Annotated in this window: 14 protein-coding genes; 8 read left to right on the top strand and 6 right to left on the bottom strand. The window is 71.6% G+C overall.

Annotated features, from left to right (window positions below; all coding sequences use genetic code 11):
- Positions 1 to 5: 5 nt before the first annotated feature.
- Genes ACZ5LB_RS12800 through ACZ5LB_RS12785 form a run of 4 tightly spaced genes read left to right on the top strand, consistent with a single transcriptional unit; the run spans position 6 to position 5,792 of the window.
- Positions 6 to 1,934 (top strand): FAD-dependent oxidoreductase, encoded by a 1,929-nt coding sequence (locus ACZ5LB_RS12800; RefSeq protein ID WP_464606311.1) that lies wholly within the window; start codon positions 6 to 8, stop codon positions 1,932 to 1,934.
- Positions 1,931 to 3,250 carry a 4Fe-4S dicluster domain-containing protein gene (locus tag ACZ5LB_RS12795; protein WP_464602613.1) on the top strand — a complete coding sequence of 440 codons (1,320 nt, stop codon included), beginning with the start codon at positions 1,931 to 1,933 and terminating at the stop codon, positions 3,248 to 3,250. The genes ACZ5LB_RS12800 and ACZ5LB_RS12795 overlap by 4 nt, the downstream gene beginning before the upstream one ends.
- Before the next feature lie 2 nt (positions 3,251 to 3,252).
- Positions 3,253 to 3,408 (top strand): hypothetical protein, encoded by a 156-nt coding sequence (locus ACZ5LB_RS12790; protein WP_464602612.1) that lies wholly within the window; start codon positions 3,253 to 3,255, stop codon positions 3,406 to 3,408.
- Between the two features lie 2 nt (positions 3,409 to 3,410).
- The gene (locus ACZ5LB_RS12785; RefSeq protein WP_464602611.1) at positions 3,411 to 5,792 is read left to right on the top strand and encodes a heavy metal translocating P-type ATPase; all 2,382 of its coding nucleotides are present in this window, start codon (positions 3,411 to 3,413) and stop codon (positions 5,790 to 5,792) included.
- Position 5,793: 1 nt separating this feature from the next.
- Here the strand turns inward: ACZ5LB_RS12785 and ACZ5LB_RS12780 are convergent, their stop codons facing one another.
- The 4 genes from ACZ5LB_RS12780 to ACZ5LB_RS12765 all read right to left on the bottom strand — a co-directional run bounded on the left by ACZ5LB_RS12780 (position 5,794) and on the right by ACZ5LB_RS12765 (position 12,059).
- The gene (locus ACZ5LB_RS12780; protein ID WP_464602610.1) at positions 5,794 to 6,471 is read right to left on the bottom strand and encodes a DUF1648 domain-containing protein; all 678 of its coding nucleotides are present in this window, start codon (positions 6,469 to 6,471) and stop codon (positions 5,794 to 5,796) included.
- Complete coding sequence (locus ACZ5LB_RS12775; RefSeq protein WP_464602609.1) at positions 6,447 to 6,710, bottom strand: autorepressor SdpR family transcription factor; 264 nt, start codon at positions 6,708 to 6,710, stop codon at positions 6,447 to 6,449. The genes ACZ5LB_RS12780 and ACZ5LB_RS12775 overlap by 25 nt, the downstream gene beginning before the upstream one ends.
- Before the next feature lie 56 nt (positions 6,711 to 6,766).
- On the bottom strand, positions 6,767 to 9,991 hold the full coding sequence (locus tag ACZ5LB_RS12770; protein ID WP_464602608.1) for a S41 family peptidase: 3,225 nt from the start codon (positions 9,989 to 9,991) through the stop codon (positions 6,767 to 6,769).
- A gap of 67 nt (positions 9,992 to 10,058) precedes the next feature.
- Positions 10,059 to 12,059, bottom strand: a complete 2,001-nt coding sequence (locus ACZ5LB_RS12765) for an NHL repeat-containing protein (RefSeq protein ID WP_464602607.1) — start codon at positions 12,057 to 12,059, stop codon at positions 10,059 to 10,061.
- Positions 12,060 to 12,211: 152 nt separating this feature from the next.
- Here ACZ5LB_RS12765 and ACZ5LB_RS12760 point away from each other — a divergent pair, with 152 nt between their 5' ends.
- The 4 genes from ACZ5LB_RS12760 (at position 12,212) to ACZ5LB_RS12745 (ending at position 18,248) form a co-directional block, all read left to right on the top strand.
- A complete protein-coding gene (locus ACZ5LB_RS12760; RefSeq protein WP_464602606.1) occupies positions 12,212 to 13,786 on the top strand; it encodes a M20/M25/M40 family metallo-hydrolase in 1,575 nt (524 codons plus the stop codon).
- Positions 13,787 to 13,870: 84 nt separating this feature from the next.
- Positions 13,871 to 14,920, top strand: a complete 1,050-nt coding sequence (locus ACZ5LB_RS12755; protein WP_464602605.1) for a hypothetical protein — start codon at positions 13,871 to 13,873, stop codon at positions 14,918 to 14,920.
- A 12-nt stretch (positions 14,921 to 14,932) separates the two neighbouring features.
- Positions 14,933 to 16,789: a DUF5666 domain-containing protein gene (locus ACZ5LB_RS12750; protein ID WP_464602604.1), complete on the top strand. Its 1,857-nt coding sequence runs from the start codon at positions 14,933 to 14,935 to the stop codon at positions 16,787 to 16,789.
- A 28-nt stretch (positions 16,790 to 16,817) separates the two neighbouring features.
- Positions 16,818 to 18,248, top strand: coding sequence for an aminotransferase-like domain-containing protein (locus ACZ5LB_RS12745; RefSeq protein ID WP_464602603.1), 1,431 nt, complete (start codon positions 16,818 to 16,820; stop codon positions 18,246 to 18,248).
- Here ACZ5LB_RS12745 and ACZ5LB_RS12740 read toward each other — a convergent pair.
- Both ACZ5LB_RS12740 and ACZ5LB_RS12735 read right to left on the bottom strand, forming a co-directional pair.
- Positions 18,205 to 19,812, bottom strand: coding sequence for a serine/threonine-protein kinase (locus tag ACZ5LB_RS12740; RefSeq protein WP_464602602.1), 1,608 nt, complete (start codon positions 19,810 to 19,812; stop codon positions 18,205 to 18,207). The genes ACZ5LB_RS12745 and ACZ5LB_RS12740 overlap by 44 nt on opposite strands.
- Positions 19,809 to 21,209: an OmpP1/FadL family transporter gene (locus tag ACZ5LB_RS12735; RefSeq protein ID WP_464602601.1), complete on the bottom strand. Its 1,401-nt coding sequence runs from the start codon at positions 21,207 to 21,209 to the stop codon at positions 19,809 to 19,811. Before ACZ5LB_RS12735 ends, ACZ5LB_RS12740 begins: the two co-directional genes overlap by 4 nt.
- Positions 21,210 to 21,224: the final 15 nt, after the last annotated feature.

The raw sequence follows: 21,224 nt of genomic DNA, 5'->3' as shown, positions 1-21,224 counted from the left end.
TGGATATGGGGAATTGGCAGCTCAGGGTTCCGGACGACTCCCAGTACTGGCTGGAGATGGTCAAGTGCCAATACGCATGCCCGGTGAACACCGACGCCTGCGCCTACGTGACCGCCATCGCCGAAGGCCGGTACGAGGACGCGTACCGGGCCGCGAGGGCCACCAACCCCTTCGCGTCCATCTGCGGCCGGGTCTGCGGGGCCCCCTGCGAGGCGAGCTGCCGCAGGGGTTCCCTGGACGAGCCCGTGGCGATCCGCGCCCTCAAGCGGTTCGTCACGGACACGTTCGGGCCCGAGACGGGCGACTACACGAAGTACAAGGAGGGCTGCGACCAGCGCATGCTGCCCGCCAACCGGGGCGACTACGAACGGGTCGCCGTCGTGGGGGCCGGCGTCTCCGGCCTTACCGTGGCCCACGACCTGGTGCAGGTGGGCTACAAGGTCACCGTGTTCGAGGCGGACGCCAAGCCCGGGGGCATGCTCATGACGGGCGTCCCGGTCTTCCGGCTGCCCCGGGACCTGGTGAACCACGAGATCGGGGCCATCCTTTCCATGGGCGTGGAACTCAAGTGCAACATGAAGCTGGGCCGGGACTTCACGATCCAGCAGCTGCGCGACCAGGGCTTCAAGGCCATCTTCCTGGGCGTGGGGCTTCCCAACGGGCGCAAGCTGTCCCTGCCCGGCGGGGACGCCCGGGGCGTCTACGACGGCATGGAGTTCCTGCGGGCCTTCAACGACGGCAGGCCCCTGGAACTGGGCCGGCGGGTGATGGTCGTGGGCGGCGGCAACGTGGCCTATGACGTGGCGCGCAGCGCCCTGCGGCCCCTGGACGCCTCCGAGGAGGACCAGGTGCGGGAGGCCATGGGCCACGACGAGAAGGTGGCCTACGACGTGGCGAGGTCGGCCCTGCGCATCTCGGGGGACAAGGAGATCCACCTCATGTGCCTGGAGTCCCTCGAGGAGATGCCCGCCGACAAGGTGGAGATCCACGAGGGCGCCGAGGAGGGCATCCACCTCCACAACCGCCGGGGCCCCAAGGAGATCGTCGTCGAGAACGGCAAGGTCAAGGCCATGCGCACCGTGAAGTGCCTGTCGGTCTTCAACGAGGAGCGTCGGTTCGCGCCGACCTTCGACGAGGCGGCCCTGGAGGACATCCCCGTGGACACGGTGATCTTCGCCATCGGCCAGGCTTCGGACCTGACCTTCCTCTCCGAGGCCGACGGCGTCCAGACCGAGCGCGGCCTCATCAAGGTGGACAAGGAGACCTACCAGACCACCGCCCCCGACGTCTTCGCCTGCGGCGACATCGCCCACGGCGCCCGGCTCTTCATCGACGCCATCGCCTCGGCCCACACCGCCGCCCGCAGCATGCACGACTTCCTGCGGGGCACCCGCACCGACGTGGTGGTGCGCAAGCGCTGGGAGCCCGCCGTGTACACCATGGCCGAGGGCTGGCACCGGGAGGAGCGCTGCAACGCCCCGGTGCTCGACAGTGGCCTGCGGGCCGCCTCCACGGAGATCGTGGAGCTGAGCTACCCCGAGGAGATGGCCCGGCGCCAGGGGGCCCGCTGCCTCCGGTGCAACATCAACACGGTGTTCGACACCTCCACCTGCATCGCCTGCAACGGGTGCGTGGACGTGTGCCCCGAGGACCTCATCAAGCTGGTGGGTCTCAGCCGCCTCAAGGACGAGGACGCCTGGCTCAAGCTGGAGCAGGCCGGCGCCGGCATCCCGTTCGAGGCCTACCGGGCCATGTCCATGGAGGAGAAGGACGAGCTGGGCGGGATCATGCTGAAGGACGAGAGCACTTGCATCCGCTGTGCCATGTGCGCCTCCCGGTGCCCGACGCACGCCATTCTCATGAAACGCTTTGTGCATTACAAGGAATGCGTCACCGTGCCCAGCCCGAACCCGCGAATCCTGTACCGCCGATGAACACGCCGGTCCCTCCCGCGCGGCACTGGCTCCTGGCCGAGAAGCGCCCGGCGCTGCCCCCCCCGGGGCGGGGTCACCGCCCCCTCCGGAAGCTGATCCACCTGGCGTGCTTCCTGGTGTTCCTGGCGCTGCCCTTCGCCAACGTCATGCGCTTCGACATCCCGAGGCAGCGGTTCTTCTTCGCGGGCTTCGAGGTGCTCATCAGCGAGTTCAGCATCCTCTTTTTCGCGCTGATGTTCCTTATGTTCGTCATCGCGGTGGTGGCGATCATGTACGGCCGCGTCTACTGCGGCTATGCCTGCCCCCAGATGATCTTCAGCGAGGCAAGCACGGCCGTGGAGGCCTGGACGGCCGGCCTTGCCCGGAGGTGGGCCGCCGGGCCCCGGGCCCGGAAGCTCCTGGGCAGGGGCCTCTTCCTGGCCATCCTGGCGGCGGCCTCCGTGTTCCTGGCCTTCGTCTTCATGTCGTATTTCATCGAGCCCCGGGACCTGCTGCACCGGCTCCTGCGCCTGGACCTGGTCTCCACCGGGGGCATCCTGGGGGCCTCGGTGACCCTGCTGACCTTCCTGGACTTCACCCTGGTCAAGCAGACCTTCTGCACCACCGTCTGCCCCTACGGCTATTTCCAGGGCCTGCTGCAGGACCGGCACTCCCTCCTGGTGGCCTACCAGGACGGAACCGGCGCCTGCATCGACTGCAAGAAGTGCGTGCGCGTCTGCGAGATGGGCATCGACATCCGCAAGGGGCCCTACCAGATCGAGTGCGTCCACTGCGGCGACTGCATCGACGCCTGCGACGAGGTGCTGGCCAAGGTGGGCCACCCCGGCCTCATCCACTACTCCTGGGGCGGGGCGGTGCCCTCGGGCACTGCCGAGCCCTGGTACCGGCGCTGGGGTCTGCGCGACCCCAAGCGTTTCGTGATCCTCTTCGTGATGGTGGCCTACCTCTCGGCCCTGGGCCTGACCCTGTACCTGCGCAAGCCGGTGCTCATGCGCCTCACGCCGGACCGCACGACCCTGTACACGCTGCTTCCGGACGGCAGCGTGGCCAACCGGGTCCGCATGAACCTGGCCAACCGCTCGCCCAGGGCCGTGGAGATCCGGGTCTGGGTGGAAGGCCTCGCCGGCGCCCGGGTTCTGCTGGACCGCAACCCCCTGACCCTGGCCCCCGGCGCGGCCCTGGAGCGGACCTTCGACATCGCCGCCCCCGCCGGCGGCCAGGAGCTGAACCCGATCCGGGTGGTGATCCAGTCCTCGGACCAGGCCGCCTCCGACGCCGCCGAAATGAACTTCATCATGCCCACGAAGGGGAACTGACCATGGACGAGAAGAGGAAGACCGGCCGGTTCTACCTGACGTTCTTCGGGCTGGTGTGCGCGCTGTTCATCGGCCTCATGGGCTACGTGTACAACCGGGTCTCCCACGTGCACATCGAGATGCTGGACGAGCACGGCAAGCCGGCCACCTCCCGCTGACCATGGCGGCCTGCGACCTCTGCGGCAGCCCCGCGGGAACCGGGTCCTGCTCCAGGACCTTCCTGGAGGTCCCGCGGACCTTCTGCTGCGCCGGGTGCATGAACGTCTACGCGATCCTGGTGGAAAGCGGCGCCGTGGCCGCGGGGGAGGACCTGCGCTCCTCCGAGGTGTACCTCCAGAGCCTCAAGCTCGGTCTCATCGCCGCCGCGGAGGAGGGCCGCCCTCCCATCCCCGAGGGCGCCGAGACCCGGGAGGAGCTGTTCCAGGTCACGGGCATGTGGTGCGCGTCCTGCGCGTGGCTGGTGGAGCACGCCCTGGCCCGGGAGTACGGCGTGGTCAGCGCCGACGTCCTGTTCACTTCGGACCTCCTGAAGGTCCGGTACTGCCCCCAGTACCTGCCGCCGGGCGTCATCCCGGACCGGGTGGCCTCCCTGGGGTACCGGGCGCTGCCCTTCGGGGCCGAGGGGGACCGTGCGGGGTGGCAGGACCTGCTCCTGCGCCTGGGCATCGCCTTCGGCATGTGGATGAACGTGATGCTCTTCAGCCTGGTGGTGTACGCCTCGTTCTTCGAGGGCATCGCCGAGGGGGCGCGCCGGGCGGTGCCGTTCATCCTCATGGGGCTGGCCCTGCCGGCGGTGACGTACTCGGCCTGGCCCATCCACCGCCTGGCCTGGCTGGGGATCCGGCAGGGGCGCCTGCGGCTGGAGGCGCTCATCTCCACGGGCGTCCTGGCCGCCTTCGCGTACAGCTCCGTGCAGGCGTGGCTGGGCGGGCGCCACTACTACTTCGACACCGCCTGTGCCATCGTCACGCTCATGCTCCTGGGCAAGGCCCTGGAGCGCTCCGCCAAGGAGCGCAGCGCCAGGGCCATCGCCCTCCTGCACCGGCTCCTGCCCCGCAAGGCCCGCGTCCGCGTGGAGGGCGAGGAGCGCTTCGTGGCCATCGAGGCCCTGGAGCCCGGCATGGTCTTCCTGGTGAAGGCCGGGGAGCGCATTCCCGCCGACGGCGTGGTGGTGGCGGGGTCCTCCACGGTGGACGAATCGGTGCTCACCGGCGAGTCCGAACTGCGCCTCCGGGAGCCGGGCGACGTGGTGGCCTGCGGCAGCCTCAGCGCCTCCGGCGTGCTGGAGGTGCGGGTAACCCACGCCTCCGAGGACTCCTCCCTGGCCCGGATCGTCAAGTCTGTGGAGGGGGCCCTGGCCAACCGGAGCCCCCTGGAGCGGGCCGTGGACCGGGTCTCCCGGCTCTTCATACCCTTGGTGCTGATCCTCGCGCTGGGGACCCTGGTGGGCTGCCTCGCCCTGGGCCTGGGGCCCACCACGGCCATGCTGCGCGCCATCTCCGTGGTGGTGATCGCGTGCCCCTGCGCCCTGGGCATCGCCACCCCCCTGGCCACCACCTCGGCGGTGGGCGCCGCCTCCCGCAAGGGCATCCTCATCCGGGACGTGGCCGTGCTGGAGACCTTCCGGAAGGTGGATGCGGTGGTGCTGGACAAGACCGGCACCATGACCGAGGGCGTCTTCAAGGTGCGGGGGGACGCCTTGGAGCGCCTGGACCTGGCCGCCGCCCTGGAGTCCTATTCCGAGCATCCCCTGGGGCACGCCCTGGTGGCCCACGCCCGGGAGAGGGGCGTGGACCCCCTGGATGCCACGGAGCTGGAGATCCTTCCGGGCCTGGGCCTCACGGGCCGGGTGGGCCCCCACCGCGTGGCGCTGGGCAACCGCCGGCTCATGGAACGGGAGGGCGCCGAGCCCACCCCGGCCATGACCGCCCAGGCCTCGGACTGGCAGGGCGAAGGGTATACGGTGGTCTTCGGCGCCGTGGACGGCGAACCCACCGGGGCCCTGGCCTTCGGCGACGCCCCCCGGAGGGACGCCGCGGCGCTCGTGGCGGCCCTCCAGGCCCGGGGCGTCCGCACCATCCTGCTTTCGGGCGACGCCCGGAGCACCACCCTGCACATGGGCCGGCGCCTGGGCGTGGACGCGTGCCTGGGCGAGGTGCCCCCCGCCGAGAAGGCCGAGGCGGTGCGCCGCCTGCAGGCCAAGGGCGCCGTGGTGGCCATGGTGGGCGACGGCGTCAACGACGCCCCGGCCCTGGCCGCCGCCGACCTGGGCATCGCCCTGGGCTCGGGCGCCGACCTGGCCATGCACGCCGCCCCCGTGGTGCTGCTGGGCGGAGGCCTCCTGCGCATCGACGAGACGTTCCGCCTGGCCGGGCGCACCGTGGTGATCATCCGGCAGAATCTGTTCTGGGCCTTCGTCTACAACGCGGCGGGCATCACCCTGGCCATGACCGGCGTGCTGAACCCCATCCTGGCCGCCGGGGCCATGGTGCTGTCGAGCCTCTCGGTGATCGGGAACTCCCTGAGGCTGGGGCGGGGCTGAGCTACGGCTGGGCCGGGCGGATGCGGTAGGCGTACCCGATGGGCACCAGGACCGTGGCCACGACGAGTCCCATGACCACCGGGTTGGCCACCCGGCCCGGGAGCAGGCATGCCGCCAACTGCAGCAGGCCGCCGGCCATGAAGACCCATCCCCCCATGCGGTGGGTTCGCCGCCACACCCCGCGGTCCTCCAGGGTCGGCGGGATGCGGATCCCCACCAGGGCGTTGGGTTCCAGGCGGGGCATCAGGTTGCCGAGCAGGATGAAGAACAGGGCCAGAAGGGCGAGGATGGCCGTGTCCCCGGGGGTGCCCTTCCGCAGGGCGCCGCCCAGGGTCAGGGCCTGGAGGCCGCCCAGGAACAGCACCAGCAGCAGGCGCACCCGGCGCGCCAGGGCGGGGTCCATGGACCGGGCGGCTCGGAAGTCGAAGGGGCCGTTCAGGAACGCCAGCGAGAGGCCGTAGACCAGGGTGATCAGGCCGGGCAGCAGCAGGGCCGCCTGCAGGGGCGAGGCCCACCCGTTGGGTTTGCCGTCCAGGCCCCAGTGCACGGCCACCTGGGCCGGCAGCCGGGGCAGCGCCCACAGGCTGAAAGCCCACAGGGCCCCGATCAGGATCCAGGTGGGCCATTCGCGCTTCAGCTGCAGCCCCTCTTCGCTCACGGGAAGAAGTTCATCATCCATTGCATCGCCTCCTGGAAGACCGTCGTGTGCAGGGTGTAGATCTGCTGCTGCCCCTGGCGCCGCACCCGCACCAGGCCCGCCTGCTTGAGCAGGTTCAGGTGGTGGGAGATGCTGGCCTTGGAAATGTCGAAACCCGCCGCCAGGTCCCCGGCGCTGAGGTCGCCACCCCGCAGCAGATCCAGGATCCGCCGCCGGGTGGGATCGGCCAGGGCCTTGAAGACCAGGGTGCCGGACTCCATCCAGGATGCCTCCGGGTCCCAGTTTAGGCCTATTTAGATGTTTAGCTAAATATCTTTTATTTGCCGGGGGACCGGGTCCCCGGCAGGGAGGAGAGCAGGGCGGCCACGGCCGCCTCGAGTTGCTGGTCCCTTCCGCCGGCCAGGGCCGCGGGTTCGTTGGCCACGTCGAGATCCGGTTCCAGCTGATTGTTCTCGCAGAACTTGCCATCGGGGGTGCGCCAGCCGCCCTGGGGGATGCCGAAGACGAGGGTGGGGTCGATCTGGGGCTCCCACCACACGAAGGTGCCGGTGCCGGGAACGGGCTTGCCCACGGTGGTGCCCAGGCCCTTGAGCTTGTAGGCCACGGGGAAGAGGTGGGCGTCGGAGTAGTTGCCTTCGCTCATGAGGACGATGGAGGGCTTGACCCACTTGAGCAGGGGCTCGTGGCCGTAGGGCAGGCCCCGGGGGATCACGTCGAAGTACTTCTTGCCGCTCAGGAAGTCCGAGAGCTGCTCGTGGATGTTGCCGCCGCCGTTGAAGCGGGTGTCCACCACCAGGGCCTCCCGGGCGCCGTACCGGCCCAGGGCCTCGTCCACCACCGTGCGCATGCTGGCGTCGTCCATGGACCGCACGTGCACGTAGCCCAGGCGGCCCTTGGAGAGGCGGTCGGTCTCCTCGCGGTTCCGCTCAACCCAGCGCCGGTAGAGGAGCTCGTTCTCGCGGCCCGGGGCGAGGGGCTTGACGGGCTCGTCGAAGGCGGTTCCGCCGTCGTCGAAGGTGAGGAGCGTCGCACGGCCGGCGCGGCGGTTCAGCAGGCGCGAGAGGGTCTCCGGGTCGTCCACGGGGGCGCCGTCCACGGCCGTGAGCACGTGGCCGGGCCGCACCCTGCTGGCGTCCAGGTCCACCGGGCCGCCCTTGAGCACTTCGACCACCTTCAGGCCCTTGCCGGCGGGTTCCAGGAACAGGCCCAGGGACGCCGTGGAGGGGGTGTTCACCTGGGGCGGGTTGTAGCGGGCGCCGGTGTGGGAGGCGTTGAGCTCGCCCAGCATCTCGCTCAGCAGTTCCTGGAAGTCGTAGTTGTTGGCCACGGAGGGCAGGAACCGGCGGTAGGCCTCGCGGTACAGCGCCCAGTCGACGCCGTGGAGGTCGGTGACGTAGAACTTCTTCTCCACCTGGCGCCACACGTGGTTGAAGATGTAGGCGCGTTCGGCGGCGCCGTCCTGCAGGAGCTCGGAGGCCACCGGGAGGTCCTCGCGCTTGGCGGTCTCGGGGTCCACCTTGAGCAGCTTGCCGTCGGCGAGCAGGAACAGGGCCTTGCCGTCGGCCGTGGCCTCCAGGGCGGCGCGTTCGGCGCCCACCTTGAGGAGGAGCTTCGTCTCGCGGGTGCGCAGGTCCACCGACCACAGGTCGTAGCCCTTCTCGAACTTCGCGAGGTAGTACATCTTGTCCAGGTTCCGCCCGATCTGGACGCCGCCCATGTCCGTGCTGTGGGTGGACAGGCGGGCCTTGCGGTCCTCCAGGCCGTTCCATTCGATGGCCACGGGTTCGGGCGTGGGCTTGGGGGCGTCCTTGGCCTTCGCCTTGCCCTTCTCCTTCTCCTCGGCTTCCTCCTTCTCCTTGAGCAGGGCGAAGTCCTCCTTGTTCAAGTTGAACCGGTCCCAGGCCTTGCGGGTGAGGAAGAGGCCGTACACGTCCTCGGTGACCCCCTGCTGGGCGATGTTGGTGTTGCCGTCGCGGGTGGAGTACCAGTAGATCATCGTTCCGCCGGGGGCGAAGCGCGGGTCGCCGCAGCCGAAGCCGCTGTGGGAGAGGTTGTGCGCCGTTCCGGAACCGTCCGAGGCCACCAGGGCGATGTCCTTCAGCCAGCCCAGGCCCCGGTCGCAGGCGTACACGATCCACTTGCCGTCGGGCGACCACTGGTAGTCCTGGTCCCCGTCGGCATAGGAGTAGTTGCGGCCTTCGGGCAGCAGGGTGCGAGCCTTGCCGGTGGCCAGGTCCGCCACCTTGATGGAGGTGCGCTCCTCAAGGTAGGCCACCTCCTTGCCGTCGGGGGAGAACAGGGGCTGGAACTCGTCGGCCTTCGTGGCGGCGACGGCCTTCTCCTCCAGCCGGGTGGAGGCGAAGAAGGTGGGTTCCTCCTTGCGCACGATGCGCGTGGTGAAGACGTCCCAGCTGCCGTCCCGCTCGGCGGCGTAGACGAGGGTGCGCCCGTCGGGGCTGAAGCTCACGCTGCGCTCGTGGCCGGGCCGGCTCGTGACGCGGCGGGTGACCTTGCCGTTGGCGCTGGTGACGAAGATCTCACCGCGCACCACGAAGGCGATCTCCTTGCCCGTGGGCGAGACCGTCATCTCGGTGATGGCCCCGTTCACCGGCAGCACCTTCTCCAGGGAAGCCCTGCCGTCCACCTGGATCGTCACCGCGAGCTTGCGGGGCTCGGCCCCCTGGGCCTTGAGCCAAACCTCCCCGTCGTAGGCGAAGCACAGGGTGTTGTCGCGCGCCGCGGTGAGGAAGCGCACCGGATGGGTCTTGAAGCGGGTCAGGGCCTCGGCCTGGCCGGGATGGGCCACGGAGCCCCGGAAGACGTTGAAGGAGCCGTCGCGCTCGCTGAGGTAGAAGAAGGCGTCGGGGTCCGACCCGAAGACCGGGTCGCGGTCCTCGCCCTTGAAGGAGGTGAGGCGCGTGAACGCGTTGGTTGCGGGCTGGAAGCTCCAGATGTCGCGGGTGACGGCGGAGGTGTGGTGCTTGCGGAAGGGATCCTCGTAGCCCTTGACGTCCTGGTACAGGATCCGGGTGCCGGTGGGGTCGTAGGCGGCGTTCTCGAGGGTGATGTCCGTGAGGCGCCGGGTGCGGCCGCCCTCCCTGGACACCAGCCAGGTTTCGGGGAAGGACCGTCCGGGGAACTGCCGGCTGGGGGCCGCGTGGCCCCGCTGGGAGGTGAAGAGCACCTCCTTGTCGTCGGGGGTGAAGGCGAAGGGCAGGTCCGTGGCGGAATGGAAGGTGAGGCGCCGGGCCTCGCCGCCCCGGCTGGGCATGACGTACACGTCCATGTTCCCGCCGCGGTCCGACGCGAAGGCGATCCATTTGCCGTCGTGGCTCCACACCGGGCGGGAGTTGTAGGACCCGCCCACGGTGAGCGGAACGGCGCTGCCCCCGGCGGCGGGGACCCGGTACAGGTCCCCCTGGTAGGAAAAGGCCACCGAGGCGCCGTCCGGGGAGATGGCGGGGTAGCGCAGCCACAGGGGCGGAGCCTGGGCCAGGGCGGCCGTGGCGGATGCGAGGAGGATGAGGCGGAGGGGTCGCATGGGTTTTTCCTCGGGCAGGGATCCCTCCAGGGTAGCCGCTATCCCGGGGGGGCGCAGGCCCAGGCCCTCACCGCACCGTGACCGAGAGGCTCCCCTGGGCCGGAATCCCGTCCTCGGTGATGACCGTGACCTGCAGGTTCACCTTCCCCGGCTTCCGGAAGACGAGCTCCGCCCGGGCTCCGCGGCCCCCGCGCTGCTCGCCGCGCACCCGGGGGATCAGGGGACGGCCCTCGGGGTCCAGGGCGTCCAGGGTCCAGTGGTAGTGGATGGGCGCGGCCAGGTCCCAATGGGGAGGATGGGCCGCGTGGGGCGGGGCGTCGATGTCCACCGTCAGGGGCAGGCCCACCGCCGAGTCCCAGGTGGCCAGGAACGGGACCGGGGTCAGGCGCGGCCCGGAGGAGCCCGGGGCGGAACCGTGGACGACGCAGGTTCCGTCGGCCAGGAACAGGTCGCCCTTGCCGTCCATCGCCAGGCCCCGGGGTTCGGCCAGGGCCGCGAACCCCTCCCCCAGGGGCGCCTTGATGCCCATGCGGAACAGGCCGAAGCGGGTGCCGGCCTGTTCCGGATCCCCTGCCACGATCCAGGGCTTCACCCGGCCGTCCTGGCGGAGGTGGATGGCCTGGAGGGTGCGGCCGCCGGTCTCCGTGACGTACAGGTCCGTCCCCAGGGCGACGACGCTGTGGGGGCGGTCCAGGCAGGGCCTGCGGCCGTCGATGCCGACGTCCACGGGGATCCGGGGGAACGCGCCGGGCAGGGCGGGGTCGCCGTACACGGTCGTCACGCACCCGCCGGCGACGCGGCGCACGCTGTGGCCGTCCACGGCGAAGAGGGTCGCGGGGGCCTGCCAAGCCAGGCCCATGAGGGCGCTGAAGGTGCCCTGGGGGCCGTCCTGGGTTCCCGCCGCGCCGGGAAGGCCCGCCACGGTGGTCACCGCCCCCTGGGGGCCGATCTTCCGGATGACGTGGTTGCCCCGGTCGGCGACGTAGACGTTGCCGGCGCCGTCCACGGCGAGTCCCTGGGGATCGTCGAAGAGCGCCTCCGCCCCCACGGGGGCGTCGCGGTGTCCCCGCAGGCCCGGCACGCCGGCCAGGACCGTGGCGGCGCCCTTGGCGTCCACGCGCCGGATGACGTGAGCGCCGGCGTCCGCCACGAGGATGGCGCCGCCCAGGACCGCCACGAAGGACGGCGAGACCAGGGGGATGTCCGGCAGCGTCCGGACCGAACCGGTGGGGTCCACGAGGCGGAGGGCGCGGGCCTGGGAATCGGACACCACCAGGGTTCCGTCGGCCAGGAAGGCCAGGCCTTCCGCGCGCCGGAACCGCGCCGACAGGCCCCGGCCGTCGGCATCGCCCGGCCCCAGGGGGTTGCCGGCGAAGGGCAGCACGCCGCGGACGGTGATGGCCAAGGGCTGGACCAGGCTCGTCCAGTCCCGGGGCGAGGCCTGGTTGAGGAACTCCACCTGGGCGCCGGTGATGCCCGCGCGGGCCCGGAAGACGGCTCCATGGGACCCCGTCACGTCCTTGCGCACCGGCTCGCTCCCTTCGGTCCAGCTCATGAGGACGGCGTCGGGAACCAGGCCGGGCGCGGGCCAGGTCACGGAGGCGGCCAGGCCGTAGCCGATGATCTCCCGCTGGGGGAAGGCGGCCCCCTTCAGCGCGATCACCCGCGCCCCCGGGTCCCCCAGGCGCTTGCCGGTGGTGAGGTCCAGGAAGGGGAGGGCCTCGGACCATCCGGGGCGGAGGGCCTCCGGGTCGACCTTGCCCACGGTGCGCAGGCCCGCGTGGTCCTCCAGCACCAGGACCCGCGTTTCGCCGGAAAGGGACGCGTCGCGGAGGCTGGTCCCCCGGACCCGGTGGAGCCCCGGCGCGCCCCGGAAGGTTCCGTCGGCCCCGATGGTTCCCCCGGGGCCGGTGACGGTCCAGGCGCAGGCCACCGGCGCGCCTTCCGGGGTCTGGGCCGTGAAGGTCTGGGTCTGGCCCGCCTGGAGGATGCCGTGGGCGGGCTCGACGAGGATCTGGGCCCCGAGGGGCTGCAGGGCGAGGGCCAGGAGGAGGGGGCGAAGGAACATGGGAGCACCACCTGAACGGGTTGGGGGAAGCCCGCGGCTCCCCGGTGCTGACCCATGCGCCCAGGTGCGCCGCAGGTTCCGGCGCCCCCGTCAGATTCCGGTCGCGGGGGTGGCCCCCGCGGGCTTACCATCGTATAACGATGGAGATCTGAATGAATCCTCTGGGCCTCTTCCCCCTCTTCGCCCTGCTGGCGCCGGGCCTGGCCCAGGAGCCGGTGGACGCCGTCCTGAACGCCCGCATCCGCGCGGAGGCGCTGGAGCGGTCCCAGATCCTGGCGACGCTCCATCCCATCACCGACGTCTTCAGCCCCCGGCTCACGGGGTCGCCCACGTACAAGGCGGCCGCGGACTGGACGGTGGACCGGTTCCGGGAATGGGGTCTGGAGGCCCGGCTGGAGTCCTGGACCTTCGGCCATCCGGGCTGGGCCAACGAGCGCTGCTCGGCCCACGTGGAGGCGCCCTACAAGGCCCACCTGGGCGTGGAGGTGGTGGGCTGGACCCCTTCCACCCGGGGCGTGGTCCGGGGCGGCGCGTACCTTCTGAAGGTCCCCGAGGAGCCCACCCAGGCCGAACTCACGGCCCTGTTCGAGGTCGAGCGCAGGGCGGTGCGCGGGCGCGTGGTGCTCGTGGGAGCGCCCAAGGCGGTGCCGGCCCTGAACCCCTCCCCGCGGCCGCCGCGGCTGGCGGATGAGGCCCTGGCCCGGCGTTTCGATCCCGCGGCGCCGGAACCGGGGCCCCGTACCCAGGCTCCCCGCCGGGCCGGGGCGCTGCCGCCCCGGGAAGCCGAGGCCCAACTGGACGCCTTCCTGGTGGCATCCGGGGCCCTGGCCCGGGTGAACGATGCCGGCCTGCGCAACGGCCAGGTGCGGGCCTTCCAGAACCGGGCCTACGACACCGCCAAGGCCGTGCCCACCCTCGTCATGCGCCACGAGGACTACGGGCGCATGTGCCGGGTCCTGGCCGACGGCTCCAGGGTGGAACTGGCCCTGGACATCGAGAACCGGACCTTCAAGGACGCGCGTGGCCACAACGTCATCGCCGAGATCCCCGGAGCGTCCCGGCCCGGCGAGGTGATCCTGCTGGGGGCGCACCTGGACGCCTGGCACACCGCCACCGGCGCCACGGACAATGGCGCCAGCGCCGCGGTGATGATGGAGGTGGCGAGGATCATCAAGGCCCTGGGGGTCCGTCCCGCCCGCACCATCCGCTTCGCGCTGTGGGACGGGGAGGAGCATGGCCTCCTGGGCTCCAAGGCGTACGTGGAGGCCCACTACGGCTCCGCGGAAACCCCGAAGCCCGGGTTCGGCGAGCTGGTGGCCTACGTCAACATGGACGGCGGCGCCGGGCAGGTGCGGGGGCTCACGATGTTCGGACCGGCCCAGGGCTCGCAGGTGCTGCGCGAGCTGCTGGCGCCCTTCCAGGACCTGGGCGTGCGGGGCGCTTCGGCCACCCGCAACCGTCCCCCCAAGGCGCTCACGGGCCCGTCCACCGACATGAGCTCGTTCACCGCCTCGGGCCTGCCCGCCATCGGCGTGGTGCAGGACGGGCTGGAGTACTTCGAGTACACCTGGCACACCGCCATCGACACCCTCGACCGGGTCCCGCCCGAGGACGTCAAGCGCACCGCCGCCGTGCTGGCCTCGGTGGCCATCCACCTGGCGCAGCGCCCGGAGCGGCTGCCGTTCTTCACGAAGGCGACCCTGCCCCCGCCGCCGGCGGAACCGTAGGGGCCTGTACCCTTCGGGATCCAGGGGTTGTACCTGTCCCCTCCGGGGCGGGGGAGCCAGACTGGTCCATATCCCGGAGGCCCCATGAATCCCGTCCCCATCGTCCGGACCCTGCTGCCCTGTCTTGCCGCCCTGGCCCTGGGCTGCGCGGGCGGCGGCGGGAGCAATGACCGGGCCGTGCTCCCCCAGGCGCCCGTCTCGGTCCTGGTGGGGGGCAGCGTCACCCTGGGGGACCACAGGCAAGCCCTCTACTGGAAGGACGGGAAGGCGGTCTATCTCGAGAACGAGGCCGGAGTCAATTCCGTCGTCACCGCCCTGGCCGTCTCGGGCACGGACGTCTATGCGGTGGGGGGCCATTCCGGCCATCCGGAGCCCGGGGTCCTTTGGACGAACGGCACGCTGACCGAGGTTCCCCTTCCGCCGTCCCTGCCGGCGTCCTCCTATCCCTACACCGGAATCCTGACCGGCATCGCCGTGGTGGGGGCCGACATCCACATCTGCGGGACCGTGGGCACCGACGCCACGAGAAACCTCGCGGTTCACTGGAAGAACGGCTCGGGGTCCGCCCTTGGTGGGGGTTCGGTCTTCTCCACGGCCAGCGGAATCTGCGTGAAGGGATCGAACGTCTTCGTGGCCGGATGGGAAGGGGGCGCCCGGTACTGGAAGAACGGCGTGGCCTTCGGCCTGGGCTCGGATACGGCCGCCGGCGGGGTCGCGGCGGTGGCCGTCATGGACACGGGCGATGTGCTGGCGGCGGGCTACACCGTGACCGCCGCCGGCGCCCATGTGGCCACCCTGTGGAGGAACGGCGAACCGGTCGCGCTTACCGACGGCGTCCACCCGGGCGTTGCGCTGGCCCTCGCCGTGGCGGGACCCGACGTCTACGCCGCGGGATACGTGCAGGTCGGCCGGACCCATGTGCCGGTCTACTGGAAGAATGGCACCCAGACAACCCTGCCGGTGTCCCAGGGGCTGAGCGCCCAGGCCTGCGGCATCGCCCCCTACGGCACCGACCTCTACGTGATCGGCAACATGGACGACACCGCGGTGCTCTGGAAGAACGGTTCGCAAATCCCGCTTCTGGACGGAGCCAACCCGACCTGGGCCACCTCGATCTGCCTCATGCCTCGTTGAACCGGAGTTCCCATGGCGAACAACAAAGGTCTTCTCCTGCTGGCCCTCGTCCCCCTCGTGCTGGGGTGCACCTCCTCCTCCTCCCAGGGCACCCACACCCTTCCGCCCACCACCGGGCTGGTCTCGGTGTGCATGACCAGCACCGGAACCGAGGACTGGGCTGAAATCGACGTCAAGGTCGTCGGGGTGACCCTGACGCCCCAGGACGGCGGCGCTCCCGTGGCCCTTGTCGCGCCCCAGGCCGGGCCGCTCCCGGTCAACCTCGCGCTCCTGGGCCGGGCCACGCAGCTGATCGGAAGCCTGGCGGCGCCGGTGGGCACCTACACGGCCGCCACCGTCACCCTGGGATCGGCGAGCAGGGACGTGGCGCTGACCGCCTCCTCCACGCCATCGCCGGGGTTCCCGCAGGCCCCGCAGACCGGGGTCACGCAGCTCGTGGTCGCCGGGGCCGGCGTCGGGTCCACCCTGGCCCTGCAGGTGCCGTTCGCGGCTCCCCTGCAGGTCGCCGCGGACGGGAACGCCGTGCTGGCCCTGGAATGGGACACCCGGCGCCCGGGCTTCCTCACCGGGGTCGCGGTGCCCACGATGAATGCCGTCCTCTGGACGATGGACCTGGGCGGGGTCCTGCGCCAGCGGGTGGTCGCGGATCCGGCGGGGATGGCCCTCCTGCCCCTGCGGGGCGCGGCCTACAAGACCGACCCCTCCGGGAAGTCCTTCCAGCTCTCGCCCACCTTCCGGGCGGGAATCTTTCCCTCGGGATTCCTGCCCCAGCGGGTGGGCGTGTCCGTGGACGCTTCGGCCGGAACCTGGTTCTTCGACGTGGACGCCGGGACCCGGCAGCTGATCAAGGACCTTTCGGCGGTGGGGGATGCCCTGCCCGGAAGGCTGGTGAGCGTCAGCGGAACCCTCCGGAAGGACGGGACGCTGCTGGCCTCCCGCATCTGGGCCGGCACGGGGAGGTACCTCGACACCCAGATCCAGGGACGCGTGGTGCGGGTCAATCCCGCGCTGGGGCTGGCCGCCTTCGACGGGGACGGCTTCACGGGCTTCGTCTGCGGGGCCTCCGGCTTCACCACCGAGAACACCCTCTTCACCGCGCCGGCCCTGGAGGCGGGTCCGGGCCTCCTGGCCGCGGGCAACCTCGGTATGGGCTTCACGGCCGTCCCGATGTTCCATTTCCCCGCCACCCGCGGCCCCGTCACCCTCCTCGCGGTGGACATCGTCTCCCCGGATTTCAGGGGCAGCGTCACGGCCGTGGACGGGAACCAGGTGAGCCTGTCCTTCCCTTCGGGCACGGACGCCGGGGCGCTGGACACGGTCCTGCCCTTCGTCGGAACCTCCACCCCCAACGGGAACGACGCTTCCGGCGCCCCGCTCCTGGGCTTCACCTGGTGGGAGGCCGGCAGCCCGGAGAAGATCCATTCCGGCGTGTCCTCCTTCACCGCGGCCGCCGGCGCCAAGGTGGACTTCGGCGGCACCGTGGGCGCCCTTCCGGCCACGGCCGCGGTCCACGCCGCCTGGGGCAACGGCGCGAATCCCTCGGGGTGGAGCGCCCAGTGGGCGGTGCTGGAGACCCTGGACCTGCCCGCCGGCACCGTGGCCGAGCCCTTCGCGGCCTCGGGCTTCGGGCTGTCCCTGCCCGGAGGGACCGCCACCGTCACCGTGGACATGGATGCCTCGACGCCGTGCTACCGGCTCAGCCTGCCCGCGGCGGACTGGTATGCGGGAAGCCCGTATCCCGCGCTCACCCCGGCGGATCCCTCCACGGCGCTCACGCAGGGAGCCGCGATCCAGGTCTTCGGGATCCCCCAGGCCAACGGCCATCTCAAGGCGCGCGCGGTGTTCCAGTGCGTCTATCATTCCTATTGATCGGGATCGGGCAGCAACCGGGGGCGGCGTGGCAAAGGGAAACGACCTGGAACTTCGACTGGATCCCCAGGCCCGCACCCCCCTCTATCTGCAGGTGGCGGCGGCCGTGGTCAGGGCCGTCGCCCGGGGCCGCCTCCGGCCGGGCATGGCCCTTCCAGGGGTGCGGGAGCTGGCCTCCCGGCTGGGGGTGACCGTCAACACCATCCTGGCCGGGCTGCGGGAGCTCCAGGCCCAGGGATGGCTCACCTCCCAGGAGCGGGCCGGGTTCTTCGTCGCCGCCTCGCTCCCGGTGGAAAGGCACGAAGCCGCCGCGGGCGCCGGCGGCGCGCCCGGGTTCGACCTGCCGGACCATCTCCTGCCGGTGACCAGCCCCGCCGGGGTGGTGATGGACCTGTGCGAAACCTGCGCCGACGCCCGTCTCGCCCCGTTCATGGAACTGGGACGGGCCTACCAGCGTGGGTTGCGCCTGAAGGGGCCCCAGCTCATGGGGTCCCGGGATCCCATGGGCCTCCTGCGGCTCCGGGAGGTGCTCGCGGTGCACCTGGGCGCCCGGAGGGCCCTTCCGGCGGATCCGGGAAGGATCCTTGTCCTCCGCAGCTCATCCATGGCCGTCACGCTCGTGGCCCAGGCCCTGGTGGGCGGCCGGGGCGGCACCGTCGCCGTGGAGGACCCGGGCGACCCGGCCCTGTGGGAGACGCTGCGCCAGGCCTGCACGGCCCAGGTGCGGGGGCTCCCCGTGGATGGCGAAGGCCTCCGGGTGGAGCCCCTGGAAGCCCTCCTGCGGGAGGATCCCCCGAAGCTCCTGGTCCTCACGCCCGGGAGCCACTTCCCCACCGGGGCGCGCCTCGCGGATTCCCGCCGGGCCGCGATCCTGGACCTCTCCCGCCGGGGCCGGTTCCCCATCCTCGAACTGGATCCCGAGGGTGAGCACCTGGACGCCCCGGAGCCCCTGGCCGCGCTGGATCCCGGGCAGGTCCTCCACTTCGGGAGCCTGAGCCGGATCTTCGCGCCGGCGCTGGGCGTGGCCTACCTGGTGGTGCCCGAGGCCATGGCGGCCCCCCTGGCCCGCGCCCGGCAGCGGCTCGACTGGCAGGGGGATCCGGCCACCGAATGGGCCCTGGCCGAATTGTTCCTGGACGGCGAAATGGAACGCCAGATCCTCCGCGCCCGCAAGGCCTGCCTCGAACGGGCCGAAGCGGTCCAGGACGCCCTGACCCATGCCATGGGGGACCGCCTGGCGTGGGCGGGCGGGGCCATGGCCCTCTGGCTCCGGGGCCGCGGGCCGCTGGGGGACCCCGAGGCGTTCGGCGCCTGGGTGAAGGGCTGCCAGGCCCAGGGACTCAAGCTCCGGCGCGGCCGCCACTACAGCCTCGCGGGAACCGACCTCGCCGCCACCCGGATGGCCTTCGCCGCCTTCACGCCGGAGGAACTCCAGCGGGCGGTGGCCATGATGCGATAGGCGCCAGGCCGCTCAGGATCTCCAGGATCTCCGCATCCCCGGGACGTTCGCCGGGCGCCTTGCGGCAGAGCCGGTCGACCAGGTCGCACAGGGCCTCGGGGGCCTCGGGGCGGAGGCTCCGCACCCGGGGAAGGGGCCGGGTCCGGTGGGCCTCCAGGATCTGGAATGCGGAGGTCCCGCCGAAGCCCTGCTCCCCCGTGAGCATCTCGAAGATGATGAGACCCAGGGCGTAGGCGTCCGCCTCGGGTCCCACCTGGGGGTTCACGAGGCATTCCGGCGCCGCGTACGACGGCGTGCCGATGAACATGGTCGAGGAGGTGGCGGTGCCGTCCAGGACCCGGGCCACGCCGAAGTCCATGACCCATGCCCCTGCGTCGTTGAGCATGATGTTGGCGGGCTTGAGATCGCGGTGGACGACCTGCTTCGCATGGGCGTGGGCGATGGCCTCGGCCACGTGGGTGGCGATGGCCGCCGCCCACGGCACCGGGAGGGGCTTGCGGTCGCCCAGGAAGGCCTCGAGGGTGGTGCCCTCGATGAAGGTCATGGCAATCCAGGGGTCCTCCTCGGAGGGCTCGGGGGTGAGGATGGGGACGATGTGGGGGTGGTCGAGCCGCCCTCCCAGGGCGGCCTCCCTCCGGAACCGGGCGCGAAAGCCGGGGTCCTGCGTGAGGTGGCGGTGGGGCACCTTGAGGGCCACCTGGGCGCCCGTGTCGCGGTGGACGGCGAGGTAGGCCGAGGCACAGCCGCCGTCGCCCAGGAGGCGCAGGGGCTGGTAGGGCCCGAAGGCGCGCAGGAGGTTGGGATCCGCAATGGTGGTGGGCGGGGCCCCGGCGTCCGCGGCGGGACGGTTGCGGCCAGTGCGCCTGCGCAGGACCAGGGCCAGACCGGCGGTGCCCGCCCCCAGGATCGCGATTCCCGGGCCCCAGGATCTGCCGGGCGCCTCGGGCGCGGCCTGCGCCGGCGACGGGGCCGGCTGGGCCGCGGGGGGCGCCGCGCTTTCCACAGGGACCGACGGCGCGGGGCGGACCGGCGCCGGCCCGGGATCGCGAAGCCCGGCGGGAGGGGGGGCGGTTTCCCGGGTCGTGCCGGAGGCGGGCTCCTGGATGGGCGTCCCGGGGGCGCGGGCGGGGACCTGCTGGGGCGCGGCCGCCGGGGCCTGGACCGGGTCCGGGGCGGGGGACGCCACGGCGGGCGCCGGCTTCTGCGAGGCCAGACGGAGCCGCTTCTTCAGGGCATCCCGCTCAGGCGCGGGCTCGAGGCCCAGGCGTTCGGAGGTCTGGAGGGCGCGTTCCGCCCCGGCAAGGTCGCCCAGCGCCAGGAGGGCTTCCGCCTGGCGGAGGTAGGGGTGATAGGTAGGGAGGAAATTCAGGCCGTAGGTCTTCACCTGGCGGCCGGGTGTGGGCTCCAGTTCGATGGCCCGGGCGAAGGCCCGGGAGGCCAGTGCGGCGTCGCCCCGGCGCAGGGCGTCGAGGCCGTCCTGGTACGCGGTGTGGAACGTGAACCAGCCGGGGGCCGCGAGGGCGACGAGGACCGCGGGCCATCCGGACGCCATTGCCCAGGTCATCCGAAGATCCACGCGAGGGCGCGGTGCACGGGCCCGGTCTCGAACTGGTAGATGCACGAAAGGTAGAGGCGGTATTCCTCCAGGCGCTCCATGCCGTAGGCCGTGGAGGCGATGCCGCCGATGGGCGCGTCGGTGTTGTACCGGGAGATGAACCGGTGGTCGTGGGTGGCCTTGAGGGCCATGTCGAAGGTGAGGTTCCGCAGCTTGACGCCCACCCCCACGGTCCAGCCTTGCAGGATGCGCTGGGCGCCCGTGAGGGGGTCCACCAGGGGCTGGGGCTGCCGGAAGGCGCCGGCCCGCAGGGGAACCACCAGCCCGGGCCGGACCACGGCCAGCCATTCCACCCCCAGCTTGGCGTCGGTGGCCTTGGGTGTCTGGGAACGGGCCTGGAGGTCGAACCAGTTGAGGCCGTCCAGGGCGCCTCCGTGGAACCGGGCCCTGGACCAGGGGGTGAGGCTCCAGTCCGCGGTGACCAGGGTGCGGGATCCCAGGTGGAGGCCCAGGCCCCAGGTGAGCGTCTCGGGCCAGTCGATGGCCGTGGAGGTGGCGCCGCCGGTCTCCGTGGCGGGGATCCCCACGGCGTTGTCCAGGTAGGTGTAGGTGTTCGTGAACACGTACGTGGCCCGGAAGGGGGTGCGGTAGGTGAAGCCCAGGTTCAGCCATTCCGAGCGCCAGACCAGGCCCAGGGTGGCGTTGAGTCCCTGGAAGGTGCTCTGCTGGGACAGGTTCGAATCGAAGACGGGGGCGACCCCCGTCGTGGTGCGCTGGGAGAAGGAGGTGAAGCCCGAACGGCCCACCCAGCGGTTCACGGCCACGCCCAGGAGAATCCGGCTGGAGACCTCGGCGCCCAGGGCCAGGGAATACTGGGCCACGCCTCCGGTCTGGCCCACGGTTTGGCCGATGGCCTGGGACGTGGTCCCGCCGTTGGTGGAAGCCAGGTAGGCCACGTCGCTGTGGTAGGTGAAATCGAAAACCTTCTGGTAGCTGAGCAGAAGCACAAAGTTGTGTCCCCCCACCTTCCAGGGCACCGCCGCCGACGCGAAGCTCAGGGCCAGGTCCCGGTCCTTGTTGTAGGTGTCCTCGAAGGCCGTCTTCACCCCGGCCACGCTGCCCGTGAAGCCCTTGAAATCAAGGTTCCGGCTGAAGCCCTGCGCCACGGCCGAGACCTCGGGCCGCACCAGCTGGGCCAGCCCCGCGGGGTTGTAGGACACGGCCGTGGCGTCGTCCGCGACGGCCGTGAAGGCGCCGCCCATGCCCATCGCCCGGGCCCCCGCGCCCTCCACCGTGAAGGCCGTGCGGGCCTGCTGGGTGAGCAGGAAGTAGGGGGCCGGCGAAGGCGCCTGGGCGCGCAGCGCCACCGGCCCCAGGGCCAGACCTGCCAGAAACCAGGGTCTCAAGGGCATGGGTTCCCC

The organism is Mesoterricola sp. MK458 (assembly GCF_055384935.1).
The sequence above is the reverse complement of the archived record's forward strand: the minus strand, read 5'-3'. Positions and strand labels throughout refer to the sequence as shown.